General features: G+C 60.1%; 14 protein-coding genes. 11 read left to right on the top strand and 3 right to left on the bottom strand.

The features are described 5' to 3' along the window. The first annotated feature begins 38 nt into the window (after positions 1-38). Complete coding sequence (locus ABJ99_RS05410; RefSeq protein ID WP_054084926.1) at positions 39-383, top strand: pentapeptide repeat-containing protein; 345 nt, start codon at positions 39-41, stop codon at positions 381-383. Positions 384-712: 329 nt separating this feature from the next. Here the strand turns inward: ABJ99_RS05410 and deoC are convergent, their stop codons facing one another. Then, positions 713-1,498, bottom strand: a complete 786-nt coding sequence (gene deoC, locus ABJ99_RS05405) for a deoxyribose-phosphate aldolase (RefSeq protein WP_054084925.1) — start codon at positions 1,496-1,498, stop codon at positions 713-715. 222 nt (positions 1,499-1,720) lie between these two features. On the opposite strand from deoC, the gene ABJ99_RS05400 reads away from it, so the two are divergent. Then, positions 1,721-2,059: a Rieske (2Fe-2S) protein gene (locus tag ABJ99_RS05400; RefSeq protein ID WP_080378022.1), complete on the top strand. Its 339-nt coding sequence runs from the start codon at positions 1,721-1,723 to the stop codon at positions 2,057-2,059. A 7-nt stretch (positions 2,060-2,066) separates the two neighbouring features. Here the strand turns inward: ABJ99_RS05400 and sfsA are convergent, their stop codons facing one another. Further along, complete coding sequence (gene sfsA, locus ABJ99_RS05395) at positions 2,067-2,789, bottom strand: DNA/RNA nuclease SfsA (RefSeq protein WP_054084924.1); 723 nt, start codon at positions 2,787-2,789, stop codon at positions 2,067-2,069. After that, the gene (locus ABJ99_RS05390; RefSeq protein ID WP_054084923.1) at positions 2,789-3,961 is read right to left on the bottom strand and encodes a pyridoxal phosphate-dependent aminotransferase; all 1,173 of its coding nucleotides are present in this window, start codon (positions 3,959-3,961) and stop codon (positions 2,789-2,791) included. The genes sfsA and ABJ99_RS05390 overlap by 1 nt, the downstream gene beginning before the upstream one ends. A 351-nt stretch (positions 3,962-4,312) precedes the next feature. Between ABJ99_RS05390 and dksA the strand changes: the two genes are divergently transcribed. The 9 genes from dksA (at position 4,313) to panC (ending at position 15,267) form a co-directional block, all read left to right on the top strand. Further along, positions 4,313-4,753 (top strand): RNA polymerase-binding protein DksA, encoded by a 441-nt coding sequence (dksA, locus tag ABJ99_RS05385; protein ID WP_054084922.1) that lies wholly within the window; start codon positions 4,313-4,315, stop codon positions 4,751-4,753. A gap of 450 nt (positions 4,754-5,203) precedes the next feature. Then, positions 5,204-6,091, top strand: coding sequence for a tRNA glutamyl-Q(34) synthetase GluQRS (gene gluQRS, locus ABJ99_RS05380; protein WP_054084921.1), 888 nt, complete (start codon positions 5,204-5,206; stop codon positions 6,089-6,091). Positions 6,092-6,189: 98 nt separating this feature from the next. Next, entirely contained in the window at positions 6,190-6,366 is a 177-nt protein-coding gene (locus ABJ99_RS05375) for a hypothetical protein (RefSeq protein ID WP_002552060.1), read from the top strand. Further along, positions 6,350-9,304, top strand: a complete 2,955-nt coding sequence (locus tag ABJ99_RS05370; protein WP_122234896.1) for a sensor histidine kinase — start codon at positions 6,350-6,352, stop codon at positions 9,302-9,304. The genes ABJ99_RS05375 and ABJ99_RS05370 overlap by 17 nt, the downstream gene beginning before the upstream one ends. A 22-nt stretch (positions 9,305-9,326) precedes the next feature. Continuing rightward, on the top strand, positions 9,327-10,760 hold the full coding sequence (locus ABJ99_RS05365; RefSeq protein WP_054084919.1) for a sigma-54-dependent transcriptional regulator: 1,434 nt from the start codon (positions 9,327-9,329) through the stop codon (positions 10,758-10,760). Between the two features lie 727 nt (positions 10,761-11,487). Continuing rightward, positions 11,488-12,891: a polynucleotide adenylyltransferase PcnB gene (locus ABJ99_RS05360; protein WP_054084918.1), complete on the top strand. Its 1,404-nt coding sequence runs from the start codon at positions 11,488-11,490 to the stop codon at positions 12,889-12,891. Beyond that, positions 12,884-13,390 carry a 2-amino-4-hydroxy-6-hydroxymethyldihydropteridine diphosphokinase gene (folK, locus tag ABJ99_RS05355; protein WP_054084917.1) on the top strand — a complete coding sequence of 169 codons (507 nt, stop codon included), beginning with the start codon at positions 12,884-12,886 and terminating at the stop codon, positions 13,388-13,390. Before ABJ99_RS05360 ends, folK begins: the two co-directional genes overlap by 8 nt. A 228-nt stretch (positions 13,391-13,618) precedes the next feature. Then, positions 13,619-14,419, top strand: coding sequence for a 3-methyl-2-oxobutanoate hydroxymethyltransferase (gene panB, locus ABJ99_RS05350; protein ID WP_054084916.1), 801 nt, complete (start codon positions 13,619-13,621; stop codon positions 14,417-14,419). Further along, positions 14,416-15,267: a pantoate--beta-alanine ligase gene (gene panC / locus ABJ99_RS05345; protein WP_054084915.1), complete on the top strand. Its 852-nt coding sequence runs from the start codon at positions 14,416-14,418 to the stop codon at positions 15,265-15,267. The genes panB and panC overlap by 4 nt, the downstream gene beginning before the upstream one ends. The last annotated feature ends 137 nt before the right edge of the window (positions 15,268-15,404 follow it).

Genomic DNA, 15,404 nt, shown 5'->3' with positions numbered 1-15,404 from the left:
TACTGGCGCCATAATTCCAACGCAACGATGAGGCCGCCATGAGCCAGCCCAAACAGATCGACTCGCCACTTTATATGCTGCTGCGCAAAGATAATGTCGAAGGTTTCAATCAGGAAAAACCGCGAACCGGCACCATCGACATGGTCGGGGGCGATTTCCGCGGTCTGGACCTGCGCTTGCTGGACACCACCGGCATCGACTTCACTGACGCTTACTTCCGCTCCGCCGACCTGCGCGGGCTGGATCTGCGCAACACGCCAATGGAAGGTGCGAGCATCGCGCACGCACAGATCTCAGGTGTGTTCTTTCCGCCGGAGCTTTCCGCCGATGAGATCCTGATGTCCGTCAACTTCGGTACGCGACTGCGCTATCGCATTCGTTGAATCACTGAATACTTCGGCCCGCCTGCGCCCTGCATGTGGGGCCGGTTAAGTATTGCCTGTCGCCGTTTCGCTCATGACGCCGAAATCTGCGCGGCACTGCCGACTCCTGGCCTTGAGACGCCCGCCCTGAATCGCCAGCAAGCCACAAAAAGACAGGTTGACTTACAAATGAGAATCGTTATGATTATCACATCCAGTCGCGAGACTGGACGGTAACTGAAAGACCTTGGTTCGGACTTTCAGATTATCTCCTCATCAGGCTAATCACGGTTTTTGACCCGGCTTTTTGCCGGGTCTTTTTTTTTGCCCGGATAAACCCGGTCAACACCTCAGAACCCTTCACCCTCGCCCGCCACGTCTTGCAGGCCCAGGCGCCCCAGCAGGTCATCCAGCAGGCTTGAGCCGCCCAGGCGAACGCGTCCGGCATTGACCCACTGCGCGCCAAACCGTCCGCGAGCCAGCGCCAGGTAAAAACGCGCCTCATCAAACGTGCGAATGCCTCCGGCCACTTTGAAACCGACCTGCCCGCCGACATCGGCAATCGACGCCAGCATGATCCGCGCGGCCTGCGGCGTCACGTGGGTAGCAGCCTTGCCGGTACTGCTCTTGATAAAGCTGACCCCGGAAGCGATCGCATCGCAACACGCAGCGTGAATGGTCTGCGAGTCTCGCAGATCACCGGTTTCCAGGGTCACCGTAAGGGGCACTTGCCCGCCACATAACGCACTGCACGCTGATATCAGGTCGATACCGGTCTGCCGATCTCCGCCCAGCAGCGCTCGAAACGGGTAGACCACGTCGATTTCGTCAGCGCCGGCGATCAGCGAAGCGCGCACTTCAGAAGCCACCGAGCCGACATTGCTGCTGCCGTGAGGAAAGTTGACGACCGCGACCACCTTGATATCGCGCGCCAGCATCCGGTCAAGCGTGGTGCGTGCCAGGCATACGAAGCGCGGCTGAACACAGACCGCCGCAACAGGCCCGACGGGCGTCCAGGCACGCTGGCAGATACCGACAACGCGCTGCTCGGTGTCGTCGGTGTTAAGGGCGAAAAGCTCCAGTAACCTGATGGCCTGGCGCGCCTGCGCCTCGTCATCCGCAGTCATGGGTTTCATGATGTTCCCGGTTTGAAAGACATGGCAGGACGATATACGGCCTGAGAGACCAGCAGGCGCGGGCAAAGCGCTCTGAGACATGGACTACGTTGATATCGGAAAAGTATTACTTCACGCGTTCCGGGATGACGCCGTGGCGCACTTCAATGCGAGGGCCTGTGGAAGCTGTCAGACTGTGCGCAATGCAGCTCCTGTTCATTGCACGTCGCCTTTGGAGGCCCCTTGAGATTCCTTTGCACCTCCAGTCAACTGCCCGAGGCACATAGTCGAGGGTTTGCAGTCGGTGAACACGCATTGCTGGCAGTACGCTGTCAGGGAGAGGTGTTCGTCTACCGGAATCGCTGCCCGCATCGGGGCATTCGCCTGGAATGGCAGGCAGATCAATTCCTCGACAGCAGCGCCAGCCTGATCCAGTGCGCCACACATGGCGCACTGTTTCTGATCGAGAACGGCGAATGTGTCGCGGGACCGTGCGAAGGTCAGTCCTTGACCGCGATCAGTTGCCGCGAAGACGACCAAGGCATCTGGGTCGAACTGCCGCCTGATGAAGGCCATGGCTGAATCACGATCAGACAGCTGCGTCCAGCCATTGCACCCGCAAAGGTCGGTCGATGAAGATCTGCTCCGGCGTCAGTTGCACGCCATACGCCAGAACCTGCACCCCGGCATCGACCGCCTCGCGCAACGCAGACGCGTAAGCCGGGTCGATTTCCTTTGCCGGACGCACGGCGTCGATGCCGGTCAGATTGACGCAATACAACAACACCGCGCGCACGCCTTCACGCGCCAGCGTCGCCAGTTCCCGCAGGTGCCGCGCACCGCGCTGGGTGACGGCATCGGGAAACGCAGCCACTGCGGAGTCATCGAACCCCAGTGTGACGCTCTTCACTTCCAGGTAGAGATAGCCATCCGGGTACTCCAGACGAAAATCCACCCGGCTTTTTTCCTGTCCGTAGGCCACCTCGCGCTTGAGCACCGTAAAGCCATCGAGCTCACTGATGACCCCGGCGCGCAATGCCTCTTCCACCAGCGTATTCGCCCGCCCGGTGTTGATACAGGCAAGGCGGCCCTGCGGCGTTTCGCTGATTTCCCACGTGCCCGGCAGCTTGCGCTTGGGGTCATTCGAGCGACTGAACCACACTCGACCGCCCGGCATCATGCAATTGAGCATCGAACCGGTGTTGGGGCAATGAAGGGTCAGCAACTCGCCGCTGTCGGTTTCAATATCCGCCAGAAAGCGCTTGTAGCGCGTCAGCAGGCGGCCCTGCTCAAGCTCTGGAGTAAAGCGCATCAGGAGTTCCAGCTCCGCAGACCGCGAGCGATACGTTCGACTGCCTGTTCCAGACGCGGCAGGCTCTGCGTGTAGGCGAAGCGCACGTGATGCCCGGCTTGATGACGACCGAAATCCAGCCCGGGGGTGATGGCTACATGTTCGGTTTCCAGAAAGTGCCGGCAAAACGCGAAGGCGTCGCCGCCAAAGGCCGAGATGTCGGCGTACAGATAAAAAGCACCCTCCGGCTCGACAGCAATGCCAAAACCCAATTCCCGCAAGGCTGGCAGCAGAAAGTCTCGACGGCGACCGAATTCGGCACGACGCTGCTCGAGGATTGCCAGCGTCTGCGGCTCGAAACAGGCCAACGCGGCGTATTGCGCCATGCTCGGTGCGCTGATGTAGAGATTCTGGGCGAGCTTTTCCAGATCCGCCACTGCCTCGGGCGGCGCAACCAGCCAGCCCAGCCGCCATCCGGTCATGCCGAAATATTTTGAAAAACTATTCAGGACGAAAGCGTCGTCGTCCACCTCCAGAACACTGCTGGCCTCAACGCCATAGGTCAGGCCGTGGTAGATCTCGTCCACCACAAGATGCCCGTTGCGGGCTTTCAGCGCCAGGGACAAGGCTGCCAGCTCATCGCGATTCAGCAGCGTGCCGGTCGGATTGGCTGGCGATGCGACCAGAGCCCCGACGCTGTTCGGGTTCCAGTGTGCCGCCACCCGCTCGGGCGTCAGTTGATAACGCTCCTGCGGCCCGACCGGGACCAGTTGCGCTTCGCCTTCGACCAGGCGTAGAAAGTGCCGATTGCACGGATACCCCGGATCGGCCAGCAGCCAGTGTTTGCCTGGGTCGACCAGCAGGCTGCTGGCGAGCAACAACGCCCCCGAACCACCCGGCGTGACCAGAATCCGCTGCGGATCGATGTCGAGCTGATAGCGCGTGGCGTAGAACCCGGCAATCGCTTCGCGCAGTTGCGGCAGCCCGCGCGCGGCGGTATAGCGGGTTTTGCCGTCGGCCAGCGCTGCCTGCCCCGCCTTGATGATCGGCTCTGCGGTGGTGAAGTCGGGCTCGCCGATTTCGAGGTGGATGACATCATGCCCCGCTGCCTGCAATTCATTGGCCCGCGCCAGCAGCGCCATGACGTGAAAAGGTTCAATGGCGCGACTGCGTGCGCTGTAAGGCTGGGCCATGGGTCTTCCTTATAGTGAAGCGGGGAGCAAAAACATATTGGTCATGACAACGAGGCATGATTCTAACCGACCGCTCGGCCAGCGTGCTTTCAAAGGCCTGCAGATGCCGGTCGGCAGGCATCGGACAAAAGGTAATTATGACGGTGCCAGGCAGCTAGAGTTCATTTAAGCAAGGAGCTGTTTAGCAATGGCCATTTTTGTAGGGCCAATGCGCCATCATGCTCGACAACCGGGAGTAGCGCACTCCGATTTGATCTGGTAAGTTCGCCCGCTTGCAGTTGCAGGGCCGACCGGTGTCGGTGATGGAACAATCCTGCACAACGGATTAGAAGAGTGAGAGGCGGTCCATACATGCCCACCCAAGAGAATAAACAGAGCAAGCCCATCAGCGGCGTCGAACCCTACGTGGAAACGAAGGGCGAAGAGTACATGGGCAAGCCTATGCGCGAGCATTTCACCAAGATCCTGAACAAATGGAAGCAGGACTTGATGCAAGAGGTCGACCGTACGGTAGGCCACATGAAGGACGAAGCTGCCAACTTCCCTGATCCGGCCGACCGTGCCAGCCAGGAAGAAGAGTTCAGCCTTGAACTCCGTGCCCGTGATCGCGAGCGCAAGCTGATCAAGAAAATCGACAAGACGTTGCAGTTGATCAAGGATGAAGAGTATGGCTGGTGCGAGTCCTGCGGTATAGAGATCGGCCTCCGCCGTCTGGAAGCGCGCCCTACCGCAGACATGTGCATCGACTGCAAGAGCCTTGCAGAAATCAAGGAAAAACAGGTCGGTAAATGACTTGGGCTTGCCTTGAACTGAAAAAAGACGCTTCGGCGTCTTTTTTTGTGGCGGTCTGAATCGCGACTCTTGCTCCGGGTTACACACACGCCAAAGATGCCCTTAAGGCGGGAAGCGCCTTTGACTATCGTGCCGGCGCTCCGCGTCAGCATGCGGTTCGCGACGCTCTGCGTCACACAGTTCTGCGATTCAGTGAGATTTCGGTTCGACTTGAGGCACCTTTTCGCCCCTCGGCGAGTGACTCTGAAGGATCAAAGTAACCAAAATCCTGGCTCCGTTTCCGGCCCTCCTTCGTCGGGTTCCTTCGTCGTCAGTGCCATCGGGGTAGAAAAGCGCTTTCTTTTATGGGCAGTGACGGCGCACAAGGCATGACGTTGTGTTGCAGCATAACGTGGCGACCGGCCGCGTTTCGCTTGCCCGCCCAAGCCCGCCGCCCGTACCATCCCAGCCATGAAAAAACCGGCTTATATCGGGCGCTTTGCGCCGACTCCCAGTGGTTATCTGCATTTTGGCTCGCTGGTCGCAGCACTCGCGTCCTGTCTGGATGCCCGTGCGGTGGGCGGACAGTGGCTGTTGCGCATGGAGGATCTCGATCCGCCTCGGGAAATGGCGGGTGCGCAAAGCGCGATTCTCGAAACGCTGGAGCGTTACGGTTTCGAATGGGATGGCGCGATAGTCCGGCAGAGCGAGCGTCATGATGCGTACGCTGAAATCATCCAGCGTTGGTTCCAGCATGGTCTGGCCTACGCATGCACGTGCTCGCGCAAACAGCTCGAGCCGTTTCAGGGCATTTATCCGGGGTTGTGCCGCGATGCGGGACATGAGCCCGACAACGCGGCGATCCGCATTCGTGTGCCGGAACTGGAATACCGCTTCGAAGACCGGGTGCAGGGCACTTTTTGCATGCATCTGGGCCGTGAGAGCGGCGATTTCGTGATTCGCAGGCGTGACGGGCTTTACGCGTATCAGCTCGCGGTGGTCATCGATGACGCCTGGCAAGGCATCACCGACATCGTGCGCGGTGCGGACTTGCTGGACTCGACACCCCGCCATTTGTATCTGCAAGAGCTGCTCGGCCTCCCGCAGCCGCGCTACCTGCACGTACCGTTGATCACCCAGCCGGACGGCCACAAGCTCGGCAAATCCTATCGCTCCCCGCCGCTGCCGGCCGATCAGGCGACTCCGTTGTTGCTGCGTGCCCTGCGCGCGCTGGGCCAGCCGGTTGACGCGCACATGGCCGACGGCACCGCGCAGGAAGTGCTCGCCTGGGGCATCAGGCACTGGAACGCCGACTTGATCCCCAGGCTGCGCACGATTGAAGAAGCCCGGATAGACTGATCCAGAGCGGTCGCGGAAAACTGCGGTTCAAGGATACTTGCAGGTTGCCCGGCATCCGTTAACATGCCGCTCCTCATCTACCAGCGCAGGGAGACCAGATGTACATATACCGGTTGGTTTTGCTTCTGGTAGTAGGTATCTACCTGTTCTCCCCGGCCATCATGGACTGGTGGATTGATGCGACCGGCGCCTGGTACCGGCCGTACATGCTGTGGCTGATCCTGATCGTGGTGACGTTCATTCTTCAAAGCCAGCGAGATGCCGATGAGCTTTAGCCTGACGCAGATGCTGCTGGTCAGCGCCGCGTACCTGTTGCTGCTGTTCGCGGTAGCCTGGGTCAGCGAGCGCGGCCTGATTCCGCGCTGGATCATTCGTCATCCGCTGACCTACACGCTATCGCTCGGTGTCTACGCCAGTGCCTGGGCGTTCTACGGTACTGTGGGGCTGGCCTACAAATACGGCTATGGCTTTCTGTCCAGCTACCTCGGCGTTTCCGGGGCCTTCCTGTTGGCGCCGGTGCTGCTTTACCCGATCCTCAAGATCACCCGCACTTACCAGCTTTCATCGCTGGCCGACCTGTTCGCCTTTCGCTTTCGCAGCACCTGGGCGGGCGCGCTGACCACTATCTTCATGCTGATCGGCGTACTGCCATTACTGGCGTTGCAGATTCAGGCAGTGGCCGACTCGATCAGCATTCTGACCCGTGAACCGGTGCAGGACAGGGTCGCCGTTGCCTTTTGCGCGCTGATCACCCTGTTCACGATCTTCTTCGGCTCACGGCACATCGCGACCCGCGAGAAGCATGAAGGGCTGGTGTTCGCCATCGCGTTCGAGTCGCTGATCAAGCTGATCGCGCTGGGCGGCGTCGGGCTGTATGCCTTGTATGGCGTGTTCGACGGTCCGCAACAGCTGGAATTGTGGCTGCTGCAGAACCAGACCGCCCTCGCCTCACTGCACACCCCGTTGCAGGAAGGCCCTTGGCGTACGCTGCTGCTGGTGTTCTTCGCGTCGGCCATCGTCATGCCGCACATGTATCACATGACGTTCACGGAAAACCTCAACCCACGTTCGCTGGTCAGTGCCAGTTGGGGTCTGCCGCTGTTTCTGCTGTTGATCAGCCTCGCCGTGCCGCTGATTCTGTGGGCCGGGCTCAAGCTCGGCGCTACCACCAACCCGGAATATTTCACCCTCGGCATCGGCATCGCCGCCAACAGCAAATCGCTGGCCATGCTTGCCTATGTCGGCGGGCTGTCAGCCGCCAGCGGGCTGATTATCGTCACCACTCTGGCGCTGTCCGGCATGGCGCTCAACCATCTGGTGCTGCCGCTTTATCAGCCACCGGCCGAAGGCAATATCTATCGCTGGCTGAAGTGGACCCGGCGCGGGCTGATCGTGGCGATCATCGCGCTGGGCTACGCCTTCTACTTGATGCTGGGTGCCCAGCAGGATCTGGCCAACCTCGGCATTGTCGCCTTCGTTGCGACCCTGCAATTTCTGCCCGGCGTGCTGTCAGTGCTGTACTGGCCGACCGCCAACCGGCGCGGTTTCATCGCCGGTTTGCTGGCGGGCATCGCGGTCTGGGTGATCAGCATGCTGCTGCCGCTGATCGGCAACTTGCAGGGCTTCTACATTCCCTGGCTGAACATGATCTACGTGCTGGACGACACCAGCTGGCACATGGCGGCGATTGCCTCACTGGCCGCCAACGTGTTGCTGTTCACCCTGATTTCGCTGTTTACCAACGCCAGCCCGGAAGAAGTCAGTGCAGCCGAAGCCTGCGCCGTCGATAACGTGAGTCGCCCGCAACGCCGCGAACTGCATGCCGTGTCGCCTCAGGAGTTCGCCACGCAACTGGCCAAACCCCTGGGAGCGAAAGCCGCGCAGAAGGAAGTCGAACAGGCCCTGCGCGATCTTTATCTGCCCTTCGACGAGCGCCGCCCTTATGCACTGCGTCGTCTGCGCGACCGGATCGAAGCCAACCTGTCGGGGCTGATGGGCCCCAGCGTTGCGCAGGACATGGTGGAAACTTTCCTGCCCTATAAATCAGGCAGCGAGAAATACGTCACCGAAGATATCCACTTCATCGAAAGCCGGCTTGAGGATTACCACTCGCGCCTGACCGGGCTCGCCGCCGAACTCGACGCCCTGCGCCGCTACCACCGCCAGACGCTGCAGGAACTGCCGATGGGTGTGTGCTCTCTGGCCGAAGACCACGAGATTCTGATGTGGAACCGGGCCATGGAAGAGCTGACTGGAATCGTCGCGCAACGGGTCGTAGGCTCGCGTCTGGACACCATCGCCGAACCCTGGAAAAGCCTGTTGACCGGCTTCACCAGTGTGCCGGACGAGCATTTGCACAAGCAGAAACTCGGCCTTGACGGGCAGACCCGCTGGCTCAACCTGCACAAGGCGGCGATCAACGAACCACTGGCACCCGGCAACAGCGGCCTGGTGTTGCTGGTCGAAGACCTGACCGACACCCAGATGCTCGAAGACAAGCTGGTGCATTCCGAGCGTCTGGCCAGCATCGGCCGGCTGGCGGCAGGCGTGGCGCATGAGATCGGCAATCCGATCACCGGCATTGCCTGCCTTGCGCAGAACCTGCGTGAAGAGCGCGAAGAAGACAGCGAACTGAAGGAAATCAGCAGCCAGATCCTTGAGCAGACCAAGCGCGTGTCGCGGATCGTCCAGTCACTGATGAGTTTTGCCCATGCCGGCGCGCATCAGCATAGCGACGAAGCCGTCTGTCTGGCCGAAGTGGCTCAGGATGCTATCGGTCTGCTGGCGCTGAACCGGCGTAATTTCGAAGTACACTTCTACAACCTGTGCAACCCCGAACACTGGGCCATCGGTGATCCGCAACGTCTGGCGCAGGTCTTGATCAATCTGCTGTCCAACGCCCGTGACGCATCCCCGGCGGGCAGCGCAGTGCGGGTCAAAAGCGAAGTATTCGAGCACACCGTCGACCTCATCGTCGAAGACGAAGGCAGTGGAATTCCAAAGGCCATCATGGACCGTTTGTTCGAACCCTTCTTTACCACCAAAGATCCTGGCGAAGGAACCGGACTTGGCCTTGCGCTGGTCTATTCCATCGTTGAAGAGCATTATGGACAGATCACTATCGACAGCCCGGCCGATCCCGAGCAACAGCGTGGTACTCGTATTCGGGTGACCTTGCCACGCCATGTCGACGCGACGTCCACCGCGAACTGAGACCGTCGAGAGAACTGAATCAATGCCGCATATTTTGATCGTCGAAGACGAAACGATTATCCGCTCAGCCCTGCGTCGTCTGCTCGAACGCAATCAGTATGAGGTCAGTGAAGCGGGCTCCGTTCAGGAAGCTCAGGAACGTTTCAGCATCCCGTCATTTGATCTGATTGTCAGCGACTTGCGCCTGCCCGGCGCACCCGGCACCGAACTGATCAAACTGGGCGAAGGCAAACCGGTGCTGATCATGACCAGTTACGCCAGTCTGCGCTCGGCTGTCGATTCGATGAAGATGGGCGCGGTGGATTACATCGCCAAACCGTTCGATCACGACGAAATGCTTCAGGCCGTTTCGCGCATCCTGCGCGATCGTCAGACCGTGAAGAGCCTGCAGGCCGAACGCAGTGCCATCAGCAAGGTGAACGGTACCGAAAAAGCCACCTCGCAGAACGCCAGTGGCGAAATCGGCATCATTGGCTCCTGCCCGCCGATGCTCGATCTGTACAGCAAGATCCGCAAAGTCGCGCCGACCGATTCCAACGTACTGGTTCAGGGTGAGTCGGGTACCGGCAAGGAACTGGTCGCTCGCGCACTGCACAATCTTTCACGCCGGGCCAAGGCGCCGATGATTTCGGTCAACTGCGCGGCGATCCCTGAATCGCTGATCGAGTCCGAGCTGTTCGGCCATGAGAAAGGCGCATTCACTGGCGCCAGCGCCGGTCGTGCCGGTCTGGTCGAAGCGGCGGACGGCGGCACGTTATTTCTCGACGAGATCGGCGAGTTGCCGCTGGAAGCCCAGGCGCGACTGCTGCGCGTATTGCAGGAAGGCGAGATTCGTCGGGTCGGCTCGGTGCAATCCCAAAAGGTCGATGTGCGCCTGATTGCGGCGACCCACCGCGACCTCAAGACCCTGGCCAAGAACGGCGAATTCCGCGAAGACCTGTTCTACCGTCTGCACGTTATCGCCCTCAAACTGCCCGCGTTGCGCGAGCGCGGCAGCGACGTACTGGAAATTGCACAAGCGTTTCTGGTGCGCCAGAGCGCCAAGGCCGGTCGCGACGACTTGAAGTTTGCACCCGATGCCGAACAGGCCATCCGTCATTACAGCTGGCCGGGCAACGTGCGCGAGCTGGAAAACGCCGTGGAGCGCTCGGTGATTCTTTGCGAAAACCCGGACATCACCGCCGACCTGCTGGGTATCGACATTGAACTGGACGGTCTCGATGACGACGAGTACATGGGCATGGCGCCGCTGCCCGGCTCCTCGAACACCACCGGCAGCGAACCGAGCGAAGACCTCTCGCTGGAAGATTACTTTCAGCACTTCGTTCTGGAGCACCAGGACCACATGACCGAAACCGAACTGGCGCGCAAACTGGGCGTCAGTCGCAAGTGTCTGTGGGAGCGTCGCCAGCGCCTGGGCATTCCGCGTCGCAAAGGCGTAGCCAACGAAACCTGAAAACCTGTGCGAGGCTCTGGCACGCGGTGCACAGGGCTGAGCACAAACTGTTACCGCAAACACTCCACGTAACATAAGCCGGGTCTTACGGTAACGCAGGCCCGGCTTTTTTACGCCCAAGGAAAACCGCTGAACACCTCAAGGCCCCGATTTCCGGGGCTTCGCCAAAGTTGGCACAGCTTCTGCTATATGTTTGGTACAAGAAGAACAACAAGCCGTACGACACCCACAATAAAAACAATACGAATCGACTCACGCATAACAAGAACAACACGGCGGAGGCGCAGCTAACTGATTCTTTTGGAGAGGAGTTGTATTTGGGGCTTGCCCCGCAACCAGGCCGAGAACAACAAAAACTACCCTTAGGTAGCGCCTGAACTGGTTGGATCGAATGATCATTGCAACGCAGCGACCAAAGCAATCCGTTTGCTCTTGACTCCCGATTGGGAGGTTTCACAGACGAAAGTCTCGTGAATGGGCACTCAATAAAAACAAGAAGCCCGAACAGAAAACAACAATAAAGAGCACACACTTTGGGGGAGCTTCGGCTCCCCCGGTAGCTTCTCCGGCTGCAACCGAAACCGGCTCTTGAAACATGGCTCCGCGCCATAGTTTGTCCCTTCCGCGACAGCTTCCTACACCATCCCTCGACTAAATGCTAGAATCCCGACCCATCATGCGGTCATTCCCCGTTTTTGGCCGAATATTCCTTCAAACAGTGCATCCCATGCTGAAGAAGTTGTTCCAGTCATTTCGTTCCCCACTGCGCAAACCGCAGCAACATACGCGTACAACGCCTGAAGTGCTCAACAGCAGCCAGCACTCGCTGCAGCGCAGCCAATTCAGCCGCTATGCCGTCAATATCGTCGAGCGTTTGCAGAACGCCGGCTACCAGGCCTATCTGGTCGGTGGTTGCGTTCGCGACATGATGCTCAATATCACGCCCAAGGATTTCGACGTTGCCACCAGCGCCACGCCAGAACAGGTACGGGCCGAATTCCGCAATGCGCGGATCATCGGCCGCCGGTTCAAGCTGGTGCACATCCACTTCGGTCGCGAAATCATCGAAGTCGCGACGTTCCGCGCCAATCATCCTCAGGATGACGAAGAAGAGGACAGCAATCAGTCCTCGCGCAACGAAAGCGGGCGCATCCTGCGTGACAACGTTTACGGCACACTTGAAGAAGACGCCCAGCGTCGCGACTTCACGATCAACGCGCTGTATTACGATCCGGTCAGCGAGCGGGTTCTGGATTACGCCAACGGCGTGCACGACATCCGCAATCGCCTGATCCGTCTGATCGGCGATCCGGAACAGCGCTATAAAGAAGACCCGGTGCGCATGCTGCGCGCGGTGCGTTTCGCCGCCAAGCTGGATTTCGGCATCGAGAAACACAGCGCTCAGCCGATCCGCGCCCTGGCGCCGATGCTGCGTGATATTCCTTCGGCGCGACTGTTCGAAGAAGTGCTCAAACTGTTCCTCTCCGGCTACGCTGCGCCGACCTTTGAGATGCTGGTCGACCTGGAGCTGTTCGAACCGTTGTTTCCGGCCAGTTCCAAAGCGCTGGAATACAACCCGACGTACACCCACACCCTGATCAGCAACGCCTTGCTCAACACTGACCTGCGCATCAAGCAGAACAAACCGGTCACCCCGGCGTTTCTGTTTGCCGCCCTGCTCTGGCCTGCGCTGCCGGCCAAGGTGCTGCGTGCGCAGGAACGTGGCATGCCGCCGATTGCGGCCATGCAGGACGCTGCTCATGAGCTGATCATCGAGCAGTGCCAGCGCATCGCGATTCCCAAGCGCTTCACCCTGCCGATCCGCGAAATATGGGACATGCAGGAGCGTCTGCCGCGTCGATCAGGCAAACGTGCCGACCTGCTGCTGGACAACTCGCGCTTCCGTGCCGGTTACGACTTCCTGCTGCTGCGTGAAAGCGCCGGCGAGCAGACTGACGGTCTCGGCCAATGGTGGACCGATTATCAGGACTGCAACGACAGCGAGCGTCGCGACATGATCCGGGACCTGAGCAACAAGCCCGAGGCCGCAGGTGCTGCGCCGCGCAAACGGCGTCGCAACACCGGTGCCAAGCGCAAGCGCACCAGCGGCGAAGCGCAAAGCGGTGAGTAAACCGCTGGTGGCCCGCGAACGTGTGTACATCGGCCTGGGCAGCAACCTCGCTGACCCGGCCGAGCAGTTGCGCCAGGCGCTCAAGGCGCTGGCGCAATTGCCCGGCAGTGAGATGGCTGGCGTGTCGTCCTTTTTTGTCAGTGACTCGTTGCTGCCCGGTCAGCCGCGCTTCACCAACGCCGTAGCAGCGCTCGACACCTCTCTGTCGCCCTTGGCGCTGCTCGACGCGCTGCAAGCCATCGAACTGGATCAGGGCCGTGAACGTCACGAACGTTGGGGGCCACGCACGCTGGACCTCGATATTCTGCTCTTCGGCGATCGCGTCATCGACGAGCCGCGCCTCAAAGTGCCGCATTACCACATTCAGGCTCGAGCGTTCGTGCTGTACCCGCTGGCAGAGCTGGCTCCCGGACTGATTCTGGCGGATGGCCGCGAGCTGAATCAGTTGCTCGGCGAATGCCCGTTCGCCGGGCTGGAGCGCCTGCCTGGCGCCGCATAGCGTCAGTCTGTTACCTCAGTTGTGTAACCGATCCGGCACACAGGTAACACCTTCAATTGACTTCACGCCCCCTCCTCACGAAGATAGGCCTCCCGCCGCCAGACCACTGGCGAACGGGTGCGAAACAGGCCTTTGCAAAACACCGCGACACGACGGTGTGCCTGCTTTTCCAGAATGACTCTCACGCGCTGCATACCTGTCTTCACAGCGCCTGATGGAGGACTTTACATGCCGAACATAACCGTTACGTCGTTGCTGGCCATGAAGCAGAAAGGTGAAAAAATCACCATGCTGACCTGCTACGACGCAACTTTCGCGCACACAGCCTGCCAGGCTGGTGTCGAAGTGCTGCTGATAGGCGACTCGCTGGGCATGGTCCTGCAAGGTCATGACAGCACGCTGCCTGTCACCACGGCCGAAACGGCCTACCACGTTGCTTGTGTCAAACGCGGCAATGCAGGCGCGCTGATACTTGCCGACCTGCCGTTCATGGCCAACGCCACGCTGGAACAGACCTTCCTCAACAGCACCACACTGATGCAGGCCGGTGCGCACATGATCAAGGTCGAAGGCGCTGCCTGGCTCGGTGAATCCATTCGCCTGCTGGCCGAACGCGGGATTCCGGTCTGCGCCCACATGGGCCTGACGCCGCAGTCGGTCAACGTGCTGGGCGGCTACAAGGTTCAGGGCCGTCTGGAAGCTCAGGCACGGCAGATGCGCGCCGATGCCATCGCGCTGGAACAGGCTGGCGCAGCGATGATTCTGTTGGAATGCGTGCCCAGCGAACTGGCCGAGGAAATCACCCAGGCCGTGAGCGTCCCGGTGATCGGCATCGGCGCAGGCAGCGCCACGGACGGCCAGGTCCTGGTGCTGCACGACATGCTGGGCCTGTCCATCAGCGGACGTGTGCCCAAGTTCGTGAAGAACTTCATGATCGGCCAGCCAGACATCCAGTCCGCCATTCAGGCCTACGTGGCCGCCGTCAAAGACGTCAGCTTTCCGGCCATCGAACACGGATTCTCGGCATGAACACAGTTAAAACCGTCCAGGAACTGCGTGCAGTTATTGCGCGCGCCCGCGGCGAAGGCAAGCGCATCGCGTTGACGCCGACCATGGGCAACCTGCATAGCGGGCATGCCGCGCTGGTCGCCAAGGCCGCTCAGCGCGCCGATTTCGTGGTTGCGACCATTTTCGTTAATCCGTTGCAGTTCGGCCCCAAGGAAGACCTCGCGACCTACCCTCGCACCCTGGCGGCCGATCAGGAAAAACTGCTGCAGGCTGGCTGCAATCTGCTGTTCACGCCCAGCGTCGAAGAAATGTACCCGCATGGCACAGCCAGCCAGACCATCGTCAGCGTGCCACACCTGTCGCAAGGCTTGTGCGGTGCCAGCCGCCCCGGTCATTTCGAAGGCGTCGCCACCGTGGTCAGCAAGCTATTCAATATGGTGCAACCCGATCTGGCGATTTTCGGTGAGAAAGATTTCCAGCAACTGGCGGTCATCCGCGCCATGGTTCGTGATCTGAACATGCCGATCCAGATCATCGGCGAACCGACCGTGCGCGCCGACGACGGCCTGGCGCTGTCATCACGCAATGGATACCTGAGCGAAGCTCAACGCGCGACGGCTCCTGCGCTGTATCAGGCCATCCGCCAGACCGCCGACGCCCTGCGCGCCGGCGAGCAGGATCTGGCGACGTTGCTGAGCGGCAAAAAGCAGCAACTGGAAGCGGCCGGTTTCCGCATCGATTACCTGGAAATCTGCGAAGCCGGCAGCCTGCGTCCGGCAACGGCACAGGATCGTGATGTGGTGATTCTGGCCGCTGCGTTTCTGGGCACGACCCGACTGATCGACAATCTGCACCTGACCAGAAGCTGAAGGGATTCACCGGCCAATGAACTAAGCCGCACCTGAAATGCCATACCGGTACAGGTTGCCTGAACCACAATCGACCATATTCGAGTGAAACCCCCGGTTTCTTGCGTGCGAAAAAGTACCGGGGTCAAGTAGGACGA

The organism is Pseudomonas syringae pv. cilantro, from assembly GCF_001293775.1.
GTDB classification, from domain to species: Bacteria; Pseudomonadota; Gammaproteobacteria; order Pseudomonadales; family Pseudomonadaceae; genus Aquipseudomonas; species Aquipseudomonas syringae_P.
Note: the sequence above shows the minus strand (reverse complement) of the source record. Positions and strands in the feature narration are given on the sequence as shown.

Bases quoted from the DNA above. Each gene is read 5' to 3' on its own strand.
- ABJ99_RS05410 (WP_054084926.1), top strand. From the start codon at position 39: ATGAGCCAGCCCAAACAGATCGACTCGCCACTTTATATGCTGCTGCGC.
- deoC (WP_054084925.1), bottom strand. From the start codon at position 1,498: ATGAAACCCATGACTGCGGATGACGAGGCGCAGGCGCGCCAGGCCATC.
- sfsA (WP_054084924.1), bottom strand. From the start codon at position 2,789: ATGCGCTTTACTCCAGAGCTTGAGCAGGGCCGCCTGCTGACGCGCTAC.
- ABJ99_RS05390 (WP_054084923.1), bottom strand. From the start codon at position 3,961: ATGGCCCAGCCTTACAGCGCACGCAGTCGCGCCATTGAACCTTTTCAC.
- dksA (WP_054084922.1), top strand. From the start codon at position 4,313: ATGCCCACCCAAGAGAATAAACAGAGCAAGCCCATCAGCGGCGTCGAA.
- gluQRS (WP_054084921.1), top strand. From the start codon at position 5,204: ATGAAAAAACCGGCTTATATCGGGCGCTTTGCGCCGACTCCCAGTGGT.
- ABJ99_RS05375 (WP_002552060.1), top strand. From the start codon at position 6,190: ATGTACATATACCGGTTGGTTTTGCTTCTGGTAGTAGGTATCTACCTG.
- ABJ99_RS05370 (WP_122234896.1), top strand. From the start codon at position 6,350: ATGCCGATGAGCTTTAGCCTGACGCAGATGCTGCTGGTCAGCGCCGCG.
- ABJ99_RS05365 (WP_054084919.1), top strand. From the start codon at position 9,327: ATGCCGCATATTTTGATCGTCGAAGACGAAACGATTATCCGCTCAGCC.
- ABJ99_RS05360 (WP_054084918.1), top strand. From the start codon at position 11,488: ATGCTGAAGAAGTTGTTCCAGTCATTTCGTTCCCCACTGCGCAAACCG.
- panB (WP_054084916.1), top strand. From the start codon at position 13,619: ATGCCGAACATAACCGTTACGTCGTTGCTGGCCATGAAGCAGAAAGGT.
- panC (WP_054084915.1), top strand. From the start codon at position 14,416: ATGAACACAGTTAAAACCGTCCAGGAACTGCGTGCAGTTATTGCGCGC.